We start from the raw sequence: 18137 nt of genomic DNA on the forward strand, positions 1-18137 counted from the left end.
TTTAAGAATTTGCCATTGCCATACATGCAATGCTGATTTTTGCTCCTTCAATTTTTAATAAAGCACGAGAACAAGCCTCTAGAGTTGCTCCAGTTGTGAGTACATCATCAACAATTAAAAAATGCTTATTGTGATTTTCTTCTTTTAAAATCACATCAAATATATTTTCGATATTTTCGGATCGCCCTAAAAGATTCTTTTTTGACTGCGTTTTGGAATACTTCGTTCGATATAAAACAGAATCGTCATATGGTATTTTTAAGCCTTCGGCAAGTGCTTTCCCGAAAGAAGCAACTTGATTATAGCCGCGCTCTTTAAATTTATTTGGATGCAGCGGCACAGGAATAACTATATCAAAAGGTGTTTTTAATTGCAGTTCTTTTAAATCTTCAACATACCATTTTCCTAATACTACTCCAATTTCTTCATGGCCTTTGTATTTTAAGTTGTGAATGAGTTCCTGAACGATTCCTTTTTTGTTGAAGTACACAAATGCCGAAGCATGTTCAATTTCAATCTTACCGAAAAATTTCTTTACAGCTCCATTATTTGGGTCTAAATAATACTGAGTTAGAGGTATTTCATGACGGCAACGAGTACATAAAACGGTTTCGTTAGTCATTAAAACAGAGCGGCATCCCGAGCAAACTTTAGGGAAAAAGAGGTCGATTATGAATTTAAACACAAATAGAAAGAATTTAGTTACAAAAATAAAGAAATTTGAACTTCAATCTTTTTAATTTTTCTTTTTTTTATAAGTACTTTTTATATTTTTGCATTACTATGGCAAAACAAGACGATTTATTTAAGAATGTGGTTTCGCACGCAAAAGAGTACGGATTTATATTTCCGTCAAGCGAAGTATACGATGGATTGAGTGCAGTGTATGATTACGCACAAAATGGTGTCGAATTAAAAAAGAATATCCGTGAATATTGGTGGAAATCAATGGTTCAGATGAATGAAAATATTGTTGGTTTAGACGCAGCAATATTAATGCACCCAACTACCTGGAAAGCTTCAGGTCACGTTGATGCCTTCAATGATCCATTAATTGATAATAAAGATTCTAAAAAAAGATATAGAGCCGATGTTTTAGTTGAAGATTATGCTGAAAAGATTAATCTAAAAGCTAAAAAAGAAATCGAAAAAGCGAAAGCTCGCTTTGGAGACGCTTTCAATGAAGAAGAATTTGTAACTACAAATGCTCGAGTAATTGAATATTTGGCTAAAGAAAGAGAAATTAGAGAGCGTTTAGGACGTTCTTTAGGAAATGGCGATCTTGAAGATGTAAAAGCTTTGATCGAAGAATTAGAAATTGCTGATCCTGAAACGGGTTCTAGAAACTGGACAGAAGTTAAGCAGTTTAACTTAATGTTCGGAACAAAGTTAGGAGCTTCTGCAGAGTCTGCAATGGATTTGTATTTACGTCCAGAAACGGCGCAAGGTATTTTTGTTAACTTTTTAAATGTGCAGAAATCAGGTCGTATGAAAGTTCCTTTTGGAATTGCACAAACTGGAAAAGCTTTTAGAAATGAAATTGTTGCGAGACAGTTTATTTTCCGTATGCGTGAATTCGAACAAATGGAAATGCAATTTTTTGTGCGTCCGGGCGAAGAAATGCAATGGTACGAACATTGGAAACAAACACGTTTAAACTGGCATTTATCTTTAGGTTTAGGAAAAGATAATTACCGTTTTCACGATCATGAGAAATTAGCACATTACGCAAATGCTGCTGCTGATATTGAATTTAACTTTCCATTCGGATTTAAAGAATTAGAAGGAATTCACTCTCGTACCGATTTTGACTTAAAAGCACACGAACAATATTCTGGTAGAAAACTACAGTATTTTGATCCAGAATTGAATGAAAACTATGTGCCGTATGTAGTAGAAACTTCAGTTGGTTTAGATCGTATGTTCTTGGCTGTATTTGCAACATCATTACAAGAAGAAACATTAGAAGACGGTTCGTCAAGAACAGTTTTAAAATTACCTGCAGTTTTAGCGCCAACAAAAGCAGCAGTTTTACCATTGGTTAAAAAAGATGGTTTACCAGAAATTTCAAAAAAGATTATAGAAGATCTAAAATGGGATTTCAATGTTTCTTATGATGAAAAAGATGCTGTAGGACGCCGTTATAGAAGACAAGATGCACTTGGAACTCCGTTTTGTATCACAGTAGATCATCAAACGATCGAAGATGAAACGGTAACGATTCGTCATAGAGATACAATGAAACAAGATCGTGTAAAAATCTCTGAATTAAGAGGTATTATTGAAAACGAAGTTTCAATGAAAAATTGGTTGATGAAGATGTAATCTTTGGATGCTGAACAATATAAATCCCAAATTCCTTAGCAGGAGTTTGGGATTTTTTTAATTTTAAATGATGTAATTCATCGGATATTTTTGCATTTCATCAGTATGTGTTAACATTTTGAAGTAATGTATTAACAATGAAATGCTTAAAATATTGAAATTCGTATTTTTAAATGCGGATAAAATGAAAAATAATAATTTTTTCTTAAAGTATTTATGAAACTGTTTTCTAATCTCAAATAGAAAGCACTGGAAGGGATTAATGAAAAAGCAATATAAACTATCTTGAATAAGTATTCGTATATAATTATTGATGATGATGCTGAGAGTATTTCAAAAACCAAAACAATTGCTGAAGGTTTTTCGGAGTTGTCCTTTGCGGCTTCAGCTTCTAATTATCAAGATGGTTTAAATTTGGTTTTAGAATATAAGCCGTCAATTGTTTTTCTGGAAATTGAACCCCAGGATAGTTCAAGTAATTTATCGCTTGCTTTTATTAATGAATTGCACAGGTTTTTAGATACAATTCCTCACATTGTTATTACCACATTAAAAACAGAACAAGCTTTTAATGCGATTAAATTTGGCGTGTTTGATTATTTAATAAAACCAATAATACCCGTAGACTTGTTGAAAACAGTTTTGAAACTGAACAAAATAACCGAAGATCTAAACTTAAAAGTTTTTAAACAAGAGGTTTCTACGTTAATTAGTTCAGATACAAAAACGGGTCAAATATTTGATAGACCACTTATAATCTGTATTAAATCATATGGAGATCATCGTTATATAAATGCCGATGATATTGCATATTTTCAAGCCGATAATAATTCAACAGATATTTATTTAAATTCTGGTGAAATGATAACAGCTTTTAAGACATTAAAGCATTTCGAGAACGTTTTAGTGTATCCGTTTATTCGAATTCATAACAGTTATATTATAAATCGAAATTACATTGCAAGAATTCATAGCGGACACTCAGTATGTTACATAAAAAACTCATTGAAAAAGATCCCTTTTTCAAAAACTTATAAATCAAATGTTGACTTAATTATTGCCGATTTTACTGCTGGAAATTATTTAGAAGTCTAACAATTAAGCGATTACATTGATTTGACGCTCATTGACTATCAATTGGGCATGATCTACCATAAACCTGTTTTTTCGTATAAATTTTTTTTGATTACGGTGTTAGTTTTACATCATGATTCACACTAAGTGAACAACTCCAAAAAAAAATCATTTAAAAATATTAATACCTCAAATCATGAAAAAAACAGCTTTAACTTTCGGATTATTTTCTTTAGTAATGGTAGCAACTTCTTTTGCAACACCAAAAACAAATTCAGTACTATTGGCACAAAATCAGACAATAGAGAGAGATGGAGAAACAGATGGAACTGGTGCTGTAGGCGGACAGAAGAAAGCTGATTTTCATCAAGTAAGAGAACAATTAATGGATACAGATGGAACTGGTGCTGTAGGCGGACAAAAGAAAGCTGATTTTCATCAAGTAAGAAGTAATTCACATCTAAATTTTGCAAGTGTTAATCAATCTATTGGAACAGATAAAAAATTAGATTAATTAAACTTTGAATAATATATAGTAAAGCTGTCAATTTTTTGACAGCTTTTTTTTTGTGTCTATAGTTTTACTATTTTTGGTGAAACTCTAAATCGCAATTGAAAAGAAAACGTAAAATAATATTGCTTTTATTTTTTGTTTTAATGGCATGTACCAAGAAAACAGAATTTGCTAAAAATGCAATTCCTCCAGTAGATAGTTTGTCTACGTATCTATCATTAGCAAATGAGGATAAGCTTCCTTTAAATATTAAAAAGAATTACAATGAAAAAGCGTTAAATGTAATTCTAAATCAGCAGGATGACTCTCTTAATAAAGTAAATCTTTTTAAAGTTGCCAATCGATATTACAATATAAGTGACTGGAAATCATATCTTCAAGTAACCAAGTTAATTTTAGAAAGAGCAGCTAATTCTAGTGATTCTGTCCATATGGCAAAAGCATACAGCTATTTGGGAGATTATTATGCTTCTCAAGCCATTTCGGATAGTGCTTTCATGCATTACTATAAAGCAGAAAAAATTTATCAGAAGTTGGATGATAATTTTAATCTGTCAAAAACAATTTTAAACAAAGCAGGTCTACAATATAACGAGGGGGATTTTTTTGAAAGCGAAATAGCTGTTTTTAAAGCCTTAAGCAGTTTAAAAAAACAGCAAAACGTAAATGAGTTGTATTATGAAAGTTACAATTTATTAGGAGTATTGTACAATGAAAGAGGAGAATATACAAAAGCTTTAGAGTTTCAAAACAAGGCTTTAAAGACTTTGGAAGATAAATCAATACCAACATTGTTTCAATACAAGGCGGCTTCATTAAATAATATTGGTTTTATATATTTAAATTGGAATAATTACAAAGAAGCAAAAGGTTTTTTTGAAAAAGGTTTAAACCAAGAAAACCTTTTTAAAGACAGGGTAAGTCTATATGCCATTTTACTTGATAATTTAGGTTATTCTAAATTCAAATTAAAAGAATTTGACAACTTGCCGGATTTGTTTTATAAATCATTAAAAATTAGAGATAGTTTAGGTCTTACATCAGGAGTAGTTTCTAGTAAAATACATTTGTCTGAATACTTTGCTTTAAAAAAAGATACTTTAAGAGCCGTTCAATTTGCAAAACAAGCGTTAAATTCATCCCGAGGCACAACAAAATTGATTAGTACGTTAGATGCACTTAAACAATTGGCTGTTGTTGATCCTGCCAATGCGTCGGTTTATTCAAAGGAATATATCAGGTTGAATGATAAAATGCTGAAAGCAGAACGAAAAATGGGAGAAAAATTCTCTCGTATCGAATATGAAACAAATGAAATAAAAGACCAGAACTCGAACTTGCAAGAAAAAAACAAAACCCTGGTGTATGTTTTTAGTATTTGTACATTGCTAGGTTTGTTTTTTTATGTTTATAAAACCCAGCAGGCAAGAAATAGAGAACTGCTTTTTAAACAGCAGCAGCAGGTGGCAAATGAAGACATTTATAATCTGATGATTTCGCAGCAAAATGAGATAGAAGCAACTCGAATTCGAGAAAAGAAAAATGTTGCTCAGGAATTGCATGATGGTGTTTTAGGACGTATGTTTGGAATTCGAATTAGTTTGGATAGTTTAGATAAAGTAGACGAAAGCCTTGCGGCGCCGAAACGAAAAAAATATTTGGCTGAGTTAAAAAGTATTGAAGAAGATATTCGAGAAATATCGCACGATTTAAATCGAGAGAAATCAGAACTAGTCAATAATTTTGTTTTAATTTTGAATAAACTAATTGAAAATCAAAGAAATACATACGATTCTAAATTGGTTACTTTTTTTGATTCTCAAATAAAATGGGAGCTTGTAAACAATACGGTTAAAATTAATTTGTATAGAATTGTTCAAGAAGCACTTCAAAATTGTAATAAGTATGCAGATGCAGAAACCATAAAAGTCGAGTTTAAAAGCGAAATAGATTATCTTATATTGTCAATTATGGATGATGGAGTTGGATTTAATACCAAACGTAAAAAAAAGGGTATTGGTTTGCATAATATAGAATATAGGGCCGCAGAATGCAAGGGTACAGTCGCCATAAAATCTGCCAAAGGAGAAGGAACACTTCTAGTTGTTAAAGTTCCGATAGATCAAAAAATTAACCTACATAAAAATGACATCTGATAGCAATGCCCCAATTTCGGAATTAATAAAACCCAATATATTAATTGTCGATGATCATCCTTTTATTATTGAAGGATATAAGAATGCAATAACTCGATATAACCCCAAAGAATATGAGTTTGTAATTGCACAAGCCTACGATTGTAAATCAGCTTACGAGTTATTGCAAGATGATCATACACCTCAGTTTGACATTGCTTTTTTAGATATCAGTATGCCGGCTTATGAAGAAAAAGATCTTTTTTCTGGCGAAGATCTGGCAAAATTGATCATTAAAAAAATGCCGCATTGTAAAATCGTTTTGCTTACGATGTACACAGAATTGCTGAAAATCAAAACCATTATCAGGACAATTAATCCGAATGGATTAGTTATAAAAAATGATTTAACTTTTGATGAATTGCTTTTTGCGTTTGATAAAGTAATGAAATGTGAAAAGTATTATAGCCAATCAGTTGTAAAAATGCTAAATCAATCACCGCACAATTCTATAGAAATTGATGAGTTTGATAAGCAGATTTTATTTCACTTTTCAAAAGGAACAGAACTTTCTGAAATGCCCCATTATATTGCTATTTCTTTAAATGAAATTCAAAGACGCAGGATTGCTTTAATGGAACTGCTGAAAGTAAAATCAGGTTCAAATGATGATTTAGTAAAAGAAGCAAAGAGCAAAGGACTCTTCTAAAAATAAAATTTCGAAACAAAAAATTCCAAATTCCAATGGCTTAAAACACATTAGAATTTGGAATTTTTTATTTGATTTTTTAAAATTTATTCACTCAAAGCATCCCAGCCACGTGCTTTTAAGGCAATTTTCGTATTAGCGCGAGTTACCAAATGAATTCCTTCGCTTTCATCAGCCATATGACCAATAATTGAAAAGTTTGGATTTCCTTTTATCTTATCAAAATCATTAATATCTATTGTAAAAAGAAGTTCATAATCTTCACCGCCATTAATCGCAACAGTAGTGCTGTCAATATTAAACTCTTCACAAGTCGAAATAAATTGCGGATCTAGAGGAAGTTTATCTTCATATAAATTACAACCCACTTTAGATTGTTTGCAGATGTGAATAATCTCTGAAGATAAGCCGTCAGAAATGTCAATCATCGAAGTTGGTTTTATTTCAAGCGCATGCAAAAGAGTTCGAACATCTTTGCGTGCTTCAGGTTTTAGTTGTCTTTCGACCAAATAAGTATAAGGGTCTAAATCTGGCTGACTGTTCGGGTTAACCTGGAAAACCTGTTTTTCACGTTCCAAAACCTGCAATCCCATATATGCTGCACCAATATCGCCGGTTACAACTAATAAGTCAGTTTGCTTAGCGCCATTACGATAAACGATTTCATCTTCATCAGCCTCTCCAATAGCCGTTATACTAATAATTAATCCTTTTTGCGATGAGGTAGTGTCACCACCAATAACGTCTACTTTATATTCTTTTGCGGCATGCGTAATCCCTTCAAATAATTCTTCTAAGGCTTCTAGTGGAAAACGATTAGAAACGGCTACAGAAACAGTTATTTGCGTTGGTTTAGCATTCATGGCGCAAATATCAGATATATTTACCACAACAGCTTTGTATCCTAAATGCTTTAAAGGCATATAAGCCAAATCAAAATGCACACCTTCTATTAATAAATCTGTAGAAACGACCACCTTTTTAGCTTTGAAATCAAGAACAGCAGCATCATCGCCTATACTTTTTAAAGTAGATTCTTGAGTAACATCAAAGTTCTTGGTTAAGTGTTCAATTAGACCAAACTCGCCTAATTGCGCTATACTGGTACGTTGAGGATTTTTATCTTCGATCATTTTTTTTAAGTTCCAAAGTTTGTAAGGTGCAAAGGTACAAAGGTTTTTTCTAAAGACACTAAGATTCTGAGAGGCTAAGGTTCTAAGTTTTTTTCTAGCATGTTTATACTGTAGAGGCGCACGGCAGTGCGTCTCATTACTGTACAAATTACGTGTAGATCTCTGGTATGTTGTATGTACTAAAGGACATCTCTATAATTAGATAAAAAAATAATTTAAAAATTGTTTTTTACTGCTGACAAACTGTTGTCACTGGCTCATTTTACTTTTGAAGTATAGAAATATTAAACACTAAAATCATGAAAACATTAGAAGCACAAGTAATTACTTCAGAAGAATTATTGAAACATTGGCAAGGACATCGCGCACTTACACGTCATGTGATTGAGGCTTTTCCTGAAAAAGATTTTTTTGAATTCTCGATCGGAGGTATGCGTCCTTTTGCAAAATTAGCCGATGAACTTTTAGCTATTGCTGCACCAGCACTTAAATCAATTGTTAATCGTGACGTTCAGCCTTACACAGAAGGAACAGAAAAATTGATTTTTAAAGCACAGTATCTTGAAAAATGGGACGAGGCAACAGAGGAAATTAATAAATATTGGGAGAAATTGTCGATAGAAGATTTTAATCAAAACTTTAATCTATTTGGACAATATGAATTTCCAATTATCCAGAATATTTTGTATTTTATTGATAATGAAGTGCATCACCGTGGGCAAGGTTACGTTTATTTGCGAGCTTTAAATATTGAGCCTCCATTTTTCTGGGAAAGATAATCAGATTACTTTTTAATTCGTTTAACTTTAAAAATCTAAATTAACAGCTATGAGTTTAAAAAAGATAATGTCTAATTATGCAGATTATAATTTATGGGTAAATCAACAATTTGTGAATTGGCTTTCGCCGAAATCTGATGAATTGCTTTATGCAGAAGTTCCTTCTAGTTTTTCAAATATTATGAAAACATTGGATCATATCTGGTCTACAGAAGAATATTGGTTTTCGATCATTTCTGAAACTTCTCCAATAGAAAAGAAAGCAGAAAATGAATTGTCGAAAGAGGAAATATTTGCGGGACTATTAAATTCATCTGCAAAGCTGAAAGACATTATCCATTCATTGTCTGAAGAAGATTTGGTTAAAGAAGTTAAAATTAGTAATCCTTGGTTTGAGTGCGAACTTCCAATCTCTGATTATTTACTTCAGGTTATCAATCATGGTACTTATCACAGAGGGCAGATTGTTACAATGGGACGGAATATAGGAATTACTGATGCTTCAAATACAGATTATAATTTTTATAACGTTGTTAAACAGAAATAAATCAAAAAAAAACTCCTGAAGATTTCTCTCAGGAGTTTTTTTTATAAAAGTCTTAGTCTGTTAATTTCTAATAATTCTAAAGCTCTTGTTTTTAGTCTTTCAGGTTCTAGGATTTCGGCATAATCACCAAACATTAAAAACCAGCGCGGAAAACCACTTTCAATATCCTTGCACATAAACGTCATTTCGATTTTTCCATCCACTTCTTTTTCTGAAATAAAGCCGTGATATTTTTTTTCAGTTCCTAAATAGCGGGATATTTTTTTGTCAATTAAGATTCTGACTTTTGTAGTTGGGATAGTTTCGTTTTTAGTTAAATATGCATCAAGCGAATTATGTTCGATCGTAAAATTAGAGTCCGTTTTCTGAATTTTTTGAATTCTGTCCGTTCTAAATTGGCGATAATCCTTTCGCAAATGGCAATAGCCTAAAAAATACCAATTATTATGATCGTGAAAAACGCCGACAGGTTCAATATTTCGTTCATTAGTTTCATCACTTTCAAAAGTTTTGTATGAAAGCAGGATTTGTTTTTTCTCAGCAATACTTTCAAAAAGAACCGCTAAAGTATTTGGAGAATTATCATTAAACATTGGTTCTGCAGTTTGCATTACAACTTTAGATTCAATATTAGAAAGCCAGTCCTTATCAGTACTTCGTAGAACCGATTTCAGCTTGTACATTGCCGATGCGTAATGATTTCCAAGAGCAGGATCAGTAAACTTTTGCATTAGTTTTTCGGCAGCAATAAAACTGCTTACTTCTTCGCGCGTAAACATAACCGGCGGAAGTCTGTAGCCTTCCATTAAAGCGTAGCCTACGCCAGCTTCACTGTAGATTGGAACTCCAGACGCTTCAAGAGTTCTAATGTCTCTATAAATAGTTCGCAAACTCACATCAAATCGATCTGCCAATTCTTGTGCTTTTACAATCTTTTTTGATTGTAATTGAATTAGGATAGCCACAATTCGGTCAAATCTTTTAGGAGTTTCGTCGAGCATTTTTTTGGGTTCAAAGATTAAGAGGCTCAAAGTTACAAAGGTTTGATGTTTAAAGAAATAAAAAAGCTGTCCCAAATTGAGACAGCTTTTATAGGTAAATCGTAGAAACGAATTAAAATTTATACAAAAGTCCAAACTTAGGTTGGTCAAAAATGTTTTCAAATAAGTTGATGTTTAATTGAAAAGTATCTGATGAAGGACCATTTTCTGGAGAAACACTATTGTAAGATAAAATGTTAGCAAGAGTAAATGTAACCGCAATATTTTTGGTTAAAAAATAGTTTAAACCAACATTAATATTGGCAGTAAGACTGTTGCTGTCGTTAGAACCTGCAGTTGTTTCAACTTTGTTTCGGCCATAGCCAAGACCGGCTTCACCATATGCTTTGAAACGTTTTTTATCTAATTCAAGCACATAATATCTTGCGAATCCTCCAATACCAAAGATGTTTGTTTTAGTATTTGTTGATTCATATTTGTTACTTGAATAATTTAATTGACCTCCAACAGCAAATTTGTTATTAAGAAAGTATCCAAATTTAGGATTGAAAGCATAGTAATCCTGGTCGCCGCCAGTGCTAATTTGTATAGAACCTTCTATAAACATATCCCCATGCGCAAAAGTGATTCCTTTTGCAGTTTTCATTTCAGACTCTACTTCTTCTTGTTGAGCATTAACAAATGAGAAAGTTAACATCGATAAAATAATAAAAAATTTAGTTTTCATAATTATCTGGTTTTAAAGTTGTAAGATTACAAGTTATAATTTTTGTGTTAAATTCTGTGTTAATTTCGACGAACTGCATCAAAATTCTGCGAAGGGTGTTAATATTTTTGTTTTTGTAGCTTTTTACATATGTTTATTTGGATTGAATTTAATTGATTTTTTTGTAATGAATTGATTACTAGTTTTTAATAGTGACTTTGGTATAAAAGAAAAACCCGATAACATAAGTCATCGGGTTTCTATCTATATTCTATTCTCTTTATTCTTTTTTCTAAATAAAAATCTAGTCATTCAATTTCAAAACAGCCATAAACGCTTCTTGTGGAATCTCAACGTTTCCTACTTGACGCATACGTTTTTTACCTTTTTTCTGTTTTTCAAGAAGTTTACGCTTACGCGAAATATCTCCACCGTAACATTTTGCGGTAACGTCTTTACGAAGCGCTTTAATCGTTTCACGAGCGATGATTTTAGCTCCAATCGCAGCCTGAATTGGAATATCAAACTGTTGTCTTGGAATCAGCTCACGTAATTTTTCGGTCATTTTTTTACCAATATTGTAAGCGTTATCTTCGTGAATTAAAGCAGAAAGAGCATCAACTGTTTGTGCATTTAAAAGTACATCCAGTTTTACCAATTTTGAAGTTCTCATTCCAATAGGAGAATAATCAAAAGAAGCATAACCTTTAGAAACTGTTTTTAAACGATCGTAAAAATCAAATACGATTTCCGCCAAAGGCATATCAAAATTCAATTCAACACGTTCTGTAGTTAAATACGTTTGATTGGTAATTACACCACGTTTCTCAATACATAAACTCATTACGTTACCTACGAAATCAGATTTTGTAATAATAGTTGCTTTGATGTATGGTTCTTCAACTCTGTCTAGTTTTGAAGGTTCCGGCAAGTCTGACGGATTGTTTACAATTAAAGCTTTTTCTGGTTCTTTTTTAGTATAAGCCAGATACGAAACGTTAGGAACAGTAGTAATTACAGTCATATCGAACTCACGCTCTAAACGTTCCTGAATAATTTCCATGTGAAGCATTCCTAAGAATCCGCAACGGAAACCAAATCCTAACGCTGCAGAACTTTCGGGAGTAAATACTAACGAAGCATCGTTTAGCTGTAATTTTTCCATAGAAGAACGTAAATCTTCATAATCTTCAGTATCAACAGGATAAATTCCCGCAAATACCATTGGTTTTACGTCCTCAAAACCAGTAATCATATTTGTTGTAGGCACTTTTGCATCTGTAATAGTATCACCTACTTTTACTTCGCGTGCTTCTTTAATTCCTGAAATCAAATAACCAACATCTCCAGCAGAAACCACATTTTTAGGAACTTGATTTAATTTTAAAGTTCCAATTTCGTCCGCAAAATATTCATTGCCAGTAGCCATGAATTTAATTTTTTGTCCTTTTTTAATTTCACCATTTACAACTCTAAAAATAACTTCGATTCCACGAAATGGATTGTAAACCGAGTCAAAAATCAAAGCTTGTAAAGGTTCTTCAGGATTTCCTTTTGGAGCTGGAATTTTTTCGATAATTGCAGCTAAGATATTTTCAACACCAAAACCTGTTTTTCCAGAAGCATGAATAATATCTTCCAATTTACATCCCAGCAAATCGATAATATCATCGCTCACTTCTTCAGGATTTGCACTTGGTAAATCTACTTTGTTTAAAACCGGAATAATTTCTAAGTCATTTTCTAATGCTAAGTATAAATTAGAAATAGTTTGTGCTTGAATACTTTGCGCAGCATCAACAATTAAAAGTGCACCTTCGCAGGCAGCAATTGAACGTGAAACTTCGTATGAGAAATCAACGTGTCCAGGAGTGTCAATTAAATTCAAAATGTATTCCTCACCTTTGTAAGTGTATTCCATTTGAATAGCGTGACTTTTTATGGTAATACCACGTTCACGCTCCAGATCCATGTTGTCAAGCAATTGAGCTTTTTCTTCACGGGCTGTAACGGTTTGAGTAGCACCCAATAATCTATCTGCCAGTGTGCTTTTACCGTGGTCAATGTGTGCAATAATGCAAAAATTACGAATCTTCTTCATTGTAATATATAAGTTCTCTAATCGAGTTTAAGTATTTCTTTTAATGTAAATTGCGCTCTAACAATTGCTTTAGCGTATGTTACTAAGCCGCAAAGATAGCGCAAAGTTTTGGATTCTGGAATTCAGAAGCCCGATAGTTAAAAGCTAAGATTTAAAAAGTGCTTTAAAATTCAAAATTAAACCCTTTTTGAGTTAATTTCTTGTAGATTTCGTCATCAAACTTATAAAGTTTTGCAGCTCTATGCGAAACATCTTGTTCTTTTTCATCCAGTTCAAGCAGTAGTTTCATATGAAGAATTTTTCTTCTAAAATTTGATTTTTCTAATGCAACACCAAGAATTTCTTCATAAAGATGCATCAACTGCAGTAAAGTAAATTTTTCAGGAAGAAGATTGAAACCAATAGGAGCATGGCGAACTCTGCTGCGAAGGTGCTGTAAACTGTAAGATAGGATTTCGTTATGATCGTAGATTAAATCAGGAATGTTGTTTATTTTGTACCATTTTGCATCAGATGCGGTGAAACCAACTTTAATATTATAATCTTCTCTTTTTACAAGAGCATAATATCCTATAGTAATAACCCGCCGAAGCGGAAAACGATCTGGATCGCTAAACACTTTTAACTGTTCCAAATAGATGTTATCAAGACCTGTAAGTTCACTCAATAAACGTTGAGCAGCAGTATCAGTGCTTTCGTTTTTATTAATCCATCCGCCCGGAAGTCCCCATTTTCCTTTGCTGATTCCTTCAGCATGCTGCACTAATAGCACTTCTAGACTTCCTTCTTCAAAACCAAACACAACACAGTCAATTGTAATCGCTTTCATTGCATTTTGTTCACTTTTTGGAACAGAGCAGGTTTCGACTTTTTTATTCATTTGCGAAGTAAATTTTTACAAATTAAATAAATAAAATGCATAACTCTTCTTGTTGATCATTTAATATTTTTAATAATTTAAAAATATGTAAATCAATGATTTAAGAGAAGGAGAAAAAGAAACTTAAAGCGGTAAGCAGATTACTGTGGTGATGTATTGCTGTTTTTTGAGGAATTCTCTGACTGATTGTCTTTAAAATTCTCGTACCATTTTTCGATTGAAGGATACACAAAAGCGGCCACTTTTTTTACCGGATTATAAAAAATAGAGTTATCCAGAGTTTCTTTTTTAGCGAAAGTATTATTGAAATTAATTTTTTCAAACAAGGCAATAAAAATACTTAAAATAAGAATTGATTTTAAAACCCTAAAAAAACCTCCGCCTAATTTATTTGCCCATCCTAAAAAAGCAAAATCAGCAATTCCCGTAAGGATTTTGGCTAAAAAATAAACACCAATTACAACTAAAACAAAAGTTAGTATAAAAGCTGTAATTTGAATTGTGCTTGGATTCCACGACACATGTTTGCTGATTATATCTTTCATTAAAGAAGAAAATTTAATCGCTAAATAAATTCCTAACAACAACGAAATAAAAGAGGCAACTTCTACAAAAAGCCCATTTTTAATGCCTTTGTATAAGCTAAAACCTAAAAGTGCACCAACAATAATATCAAAAAAACTCATGTTTTCTGTGGATTTAATAAAGGTGCAAATATAGATCTTTTTTTTAGGTTCAAAGGAGCAAAGCTTTAAAGGAGTAAAGTTTTTAATTTTCAAAATCCATAGACATTCTTGACATTTTGATCCCGTAAAACGGAAGTTTTCGTTTTTTGAGGTCTTTGGATTTGAAGTTCTTATCTTTGCAACTCTAATTTTAGAATTCAGATTGCAGATTTTAGATTTTTTAAATCAGCAATCTGAGATCTAAGATCTAAAATCATAAATAAAATGTCAAGAGATACACAATTAAAAGAGCGTTGGGAAAAGCTCGTCGATATACTTTCAAATCAATTTTCGCAAGGCGAAGACCTAGATTTAGATGCAATTATTTATTTAATTGGGGTTCAGGAACTCGGAAAAGTTCATCGAGAGTTCAAGAAAGATGAAAAATTAAATTTGATGCACATTGCAATCTGCAGATTATTGGAGCCTTATGGGTTTTATGAATTTGATTTTTTTGATGGCGAGGGCTGGCCGCATTATACAGTAAAAGAACAATTACCGGCTTTAAAAGCTGGTGAACAATCAGTTTTAATGAAAGAAGCAATCGTTAATTATTTTTTAGAAAGAGAAGTAATAGAATAGAAAATTTATCCCGATGCTTCGGGATTAGAATGTAGATTTTATATTTTAGTTTGAAATTATGACAGAAGTTTGGAAAATACTTCAAACATCTCACTCTTAACATCTCACTTTTTTACTAAATTTGTATTCTCAATTATTGAAGGAAAATGATAGACAAGATAAAAGAACATATAGAGGAAGCTAAAGCCTTTAATGACAAAAATAAAGAATCCTTAGAGCAATTCCGTATTAAATATTTAGGTAGTAAAGGATTGTTGAAAGAACTTTTTACAGAGTTCAAGAACATTCCAAACGACCAGAAAAAAGATTTTGGACAGGTAATTAATACTCTAAAAGCTGTTGCTGAAGAAAAAGTTCGCGTTATTCAAGAAGAACTGGAGAGCAAACAAGAAACAAAAGGAGTTTTTGGAGATTTAACACGTGCAGCAGAGCCAGTAATTATTGGTTCTCGCCACCCGATTTCGATCGTTAAAAATCAGATTATTGATATTTTTGCTAATATTGGTTTCAACGTTTCTGAAGGTCCGGAAATAGAAGACGACTGGCATAATTTTACAGCATTGAACTTGCCTGAATATCATCCGGCGCGTGATATGCAAGATACGTTTTTTATCCAAACAAATCCTGATGTGTTGTTGCGTACGCATACATCATCTGTTCAGGTGCGTTATATGGAAAATCATAAACCGCCAATTCGTACAATTTCTCCAGGACGTGTATTCCGTAACGAAGCAATTTCATCTCGTTCGCACTGTATTTTTCATCAAGTTGAAGGATTGTATATTGATAAAGATGTTTCTTTTGCTGATTTGAAACAAACGTTACTTTATTTTACAAAAGAAATGTTCGGAAAATCTAAAATTCGTCTTCGTCCGTCATACTTTCCATTTACAGAACCAAGTGCTGAAATTGATATCTATTGGGGTTTAAAAACTGAAACTGATTATCGTATTACAAAAGGTACAGGATGGTTAGAAATTGGAGGTTGTGGAATGGTTGATCCTAACGTTTTGAAAAACTGTGATATAAATCCAGATGAATACAACGGTTTTGCATTTGGAATGGGAGTAGAGCGTATTGCGATGCTTTTATACCAAATTGGCGATATCCGTATGTTTTATGAAAACGATGTTCGTTTCTTAGAGCAATTCAAAGCAAATATATAATTCTAAGTCTAAAAGTCATAAAGTCGAAAGTCATAAAGTCATTACTTTGAGGTTTTCGACTTTATGACTTTCGACTTTTAAACTTTTGACTAAAATGAAAAAAGATATAATAATTCCGATAGTTGAAAACGTGTTTTTAGCGGCGGTTCAGGAATGGAGCGACGATTTTATGGAGAAAGTATGGTATGCTTATCTTGTAAATGACAGCGATTTTAATTTAGACAGCGTAATGGTGGTTTCAAAAGCATTTGGAACTATTGATGGAGAAATGAAAAAAACCTCAATTTTGCGTCATGCTTTTGTTGAAGTTCCAGCAGTTTCTGTAGTAAAAATTGAGATGATTGAGAAAAGTCTTCTGGTTATGAACAATGAATTTATGGTGACTTTTTTCATCGGAAATACTTTGTACGATAAGAAATTTACTTTCAAATCTAATTTAATCAACGAAAATGATACTGAAGAAGTGCCAATTTTGTTTGTTGAAGGAATTATGGTGAAGTAGTTGTTCAGTGGTCAGTTTTTAGTGGCCAGTCATGGTATTCAGTTTAAAATTGAAACTAAGCGTTAAAATAAAAAAGTCCGAAAAAAATATTTTTTCGGACTTTTTTATTTTAACTGATCACTAAAAACTGACCACTGAATACTTAATCCAAAGACTCCGTTAATTTCTTGAAAACCGTTTTAGCATCTTTTCCTTCGTATAAAACAGCATAAACAGCGTCTATAATTGGTGTTTTTGCGCCGTAACCTTGATTTAGTTTATAAGCACTTTTTGTGGCGTAATAACCTTCGGCAACCATGCTCATTTCCATCATGGCGCTTTTTACTGTATATCCTTTTCCAATCATATTTCCGAACATCCTATTTCTTGAAAAAATAGAATATCCTGTAACTAATAAATCGCCCAAATAAGCAGAATCATTAATGTTGCGTTTCATTTTATGCACTTTACGAATGAATTTTTTCATTTCGCGAATTCCGTTACTCATCATGACCGATTGGAAATTGTCGCCATAACCTAAACCATGTGCAATTCCGGCGGCAATTGCGTAAATGTTTTTAAGCATTGCTGCGTATTCAGTTCCGATAATGTCGTCTGAAATTTTAGCTTTAATATAATTTCCTGAAAGAGATTTTGCTACAGTAGAAGCTTTTTCGGGATCACCGCAAGCAATTGTCAGATAAGAAAGTCTTTCTAATGCCACTTCTTCAGCATGACAAGGACCTGTAATAACTCCTATGTTGTAATATGGAATATCGTATTGAATATGAAAATGCTCGCCAACAATTAAACTTGTTTCAGGAACGATACCTTTAATTGCTGAAAAAATAATTTTATCAGATAAAGAAACCGTCATGTTTTTTAATTCGGCATCTAAAAAAGCAGATGGGATAGCAAAAATGATGTAATCTGCATATTCGATCGCTTCATTTATATTGCTGGTTAGTTTAAGCTTGTTAGTGTCAAACTCAACAGAGCTTAGGTAATTTGGATTGTGTTTGTATTTCTGAATATGTTCGATCGCAGATTCATTACGCATATACCACGCAATTTCTGAAAGATTAACGCACAACATTTTTGCAATTGCCGTTGCCCAGCTTCCTCCTCCAATTACTGCAAATTTTAACTTTTCACTCATTATTTTAATAATTTAAAACAAAAGTACTTAATAAAGTAGTAATAATACAAAATCTGATTTAAGAAATTTATTTGCTTGTATATAATAGCAATGGTTTTCAGCAGTTTTCAATTAAAGTAA

The 18137-nt window shown here is 32.3% G+C and carries 18 protein-coding genes; 10 read left to right on the plus strand and 8 right to left on the minus strand.

Annotated features, from left to right (window positions below; translation table 11 throughout):
* Position 1: 1 nt before the first annotated feature.
* Complete coding sequence (locus ACHRV0_RS03945) at positions 2-622, minus strand: ComF family protein (protein WP_395440133.1); 621 nt, start codon at positions 620-622, stop codon at positions 2-4.
* A gap of 161 nt (positions 623-783) precedes the next feature.
* On the opposite strand from ACHRV0_RS03945, the gene ACHRV0_RS03950 reads away from it, so the two are divergent.
* The 5 genes from ACHRV0_RS03950 to ACHRV0_RS03970 all read left to right on the plus strand — a co-directional run bounded on the left by ACHRV0_RS03950 (position 784) and on the right by ACHRV0_RS03970 (position 6757).
* Positions 784-2325, plus strand: coding sequence for a glycine--tRNA ligase (locus ACHRV0_RS03950; protein ID WP_129023690.1), 1542 nt, complete (start codon positions 784-786; stop codon positions 2323-2325).
* A gap of 285 nt (positions 2326-2610) precedes the next feature.
* On the plus strand, positions 2611-3420 hold the full coding sequence (locus ACHRV0_RS03955; RefSeq protein ID WP_395439972.1) for a LytR/AlgR family response regulator transcription factor: 810 nt from the start codon (positions 2611-2613) through the stop codon (positions 3418-3420).
* A gap of 175 nt (positions 3421-3595) precedes the next feature.
* Positions 3596-3913, plus strand: a complete 318-nt coding sequence (locus tag ACHRV0_RS03960; RefSeq protein ID WP_089053344.1) for a hypothetical protein — start codon at positions 3596-3598, stop codon at positions 3911-3913.
* Between the two features lie 143 nt (positions 3914-4056).
* The gene (locus ACHRV0_RS03965; RefSeq protein WP_395439973.1) at positions 4057-6069 is read left to right on the plus strand and encodes an ATP-binding protein; all 2013 of its coding nucleotides are present in this window, start codon (positions 4057-4059) and stop codon (positions 6067-6069) included.
* Positions 6059-6757, plus strand: a complete 699-nt coding sequence (locus ACHRV0_RS03970) for a response regulator transcription factor (RefSeq protein ID WP_395439974.1) — start codon at positions 6059-6061, stop codon at positions 6755-6757. The genes ACHRV0_RS03965 and ACHRV0_RS03970 overlap by 11 nt, the downstream gene beginning before the upstream one ends.
* 86 nt (positions 6758-6843) lie before the next feature.
* Here ACHRV0_RS03970 and thiL read toward each other — a convergent pair whose 3' ends face one another.
* A complete protein-coding gene (gene thiL, locus ACHRV0_RS03975) occupies positions 6844-7890 on the minus strand; it encodes a thiamine-phosphate kinase (RefSeq protein WP_395439975.1) in 1047 nt (348 codons plus the stop codon).
* 299 nt (positions 7891-8189) lie between these two features.
* Between thiL and ACHRV0_RS03980 the strand changes: the two genes are divergently transcribed.
* Together ACHRV0_RS03980 and ACHRV0_RS03985 are read left to right on the plus strand one after the other, a co-directional pair.
* A complete protein-coding gene (locus ACHRV0_RS03980; RefSeq protein ID WP_129023685.1) occupies positions 8190-8669 on the plus strand; it encodes a DinB family protein in 480 nt (159 codons plus the stop codon).
* A gap of 49 nt (positions 8670-8718) precedes the next feature.
* Positions 8719-9216: a DinB family protein gene (locus ACHRV0_RS03985; protein WP_395439976.1), complete on the plus strand. Its 498-nt coding sequence runs from the start codon at positions 8719-8721 to the stop codon at positions 9214-9216.
* A gap of 41 nt (positions 9217-9257) precedes the next feature.
* Here ACHRV0_RS03985 and ACHRV0_RS03990 read toward each other — a convergent pair whose 3' ends face one another.
* The 5 genes from ACHRV0_RS03990 to ACHRV0_RS04010 form a co-directional block, all read right to left on the minus strand.
* Complete coding sequence (locus ACHRV0_RS03990) at positions 9258-10217, minus strand: helix-turn-helix transcriptional regulator (RefSeq protein ID WP_395439977.1); 960 nt, start codon at positions 10215-10217, stop codon at positions 9258-9260.
* A 112-nt stretch (positions 10218-10329) separates the two neighbouring features.
* The gene (locus ACHRV0_RS03995; RefSeq protein WP_395439978.1) at positions 10330-10944 is read right to left on the minus strand and encodes an outer membrane beta-barrel protein; all 615 of its coding nucleotides are present in this window, start codon (positions 10942-10944) and stop codon (positions 10330-10332) included.
* 283 nt (positions 10945-11227) lie between these two features.
* Positions 11228-13024, minus strand: coding sequence for a translation elongation factor 4 (gene lepA, locus ACHRV0_RS04000; RefSeq protein ID WP_129026244.1), 1797 nt, complete (start codon positions 13022-13024; stop codon positions 11228-11230).
* A 163-nt stretch (positions 13025-13187) separates the two neighbouring features.
* A complete protein-coding gene (locus ACHRV0_RS04005; RefSeq protein ID WP_129026246.1) occupies positions 13188-13904 on the minus strand; it encodes an NUDIX domain-containing protein in 717 nt (238 codons plus the stop codon).
* A 140-nt stretch (positions 13905-14044) separates the two neighbouring features.
* Positions 14045-14590, minus strand: a complete 546-nt coding sequence (locus tag ACHRV0_RS04010) for a CvpA family protein (RefSeq protein ID WP_395439979.1) — start codon at positions 14588-14590, stop codon at positions 14045-14047.
* A gap of 264 nt (positions 14591-14854) precedes the next feature.
* Between ACHRV0_RS04010 and ACHRV0_RS04015 the strand changes: the two genes are divergently transcribed.
* The 3 genes from ACHRV0_RS04015 to ACHRV0_RS04025 all read left to right on the plus strand — a co-directional run bounded on the left by ACHRV0_RS04015 (position 14855) and on the right by ACHRV0_RS04025 (position 16879).
* Positions 14855-15211: a hypothetical protein gene (locus tag ACHRV0_RS04015; protein WP_395439980.1), complete on the plus strand. Its 357-nt coding sequence runs from the start codon at positions 14855-14857 to the stop codon at positions 15209-15211.
* A gap of 146 nt (positions 15212-15357) precedes the next feature.
* On the plus strand, positions 15358-16377 hold the full coding sequence (locus ACHRV0_RS04020; protein ID WP_089053332.1) for a phenylalanine--tRNA ligase subunit alpha: 1020 nt from the start codon (positions 15358-15360) through the stop codon (positions 16375-16377).
* Positions 16378-16471: 94 nt separating this feature from the next.
* Entirely contained in the window at positions 16472-16879 is a 408-nt protein-coding gene (locus tag ACHRV0_RS04025; protein WP_089053331.1) for a hypothetical protein, read from the plus strand.
* Between the two features lie 142 nt (positions 16880-17021).
* On the opposite strand, the gene ACHRV0_RS04030 is transcribed toward ACHRV0_RS04025, so the two are convergent.
* On the minus strand, positions 17022-18017 hold the full coding sequence (locus ACHRV0_RS04030; RefSeq protein WP_395439981.1) for an NAD(P)H-dependent glycerol-3-phosphate dehydrogenase: 996 nt from the start codon (positions 18015-18017) through the stop codon (positions 17022-17024).
* Positions 18018-18137: the final 120 nt, after the last annotated feature.

Source organism: Flavobacterium sp. FlaQc-30 (assembly GCF_044005885.1).
GTDB lineage: Bacteria > Bacteroidota > Bacteroidia > Flavobacteriales > Flavobacteriaceae > Flavobacterium.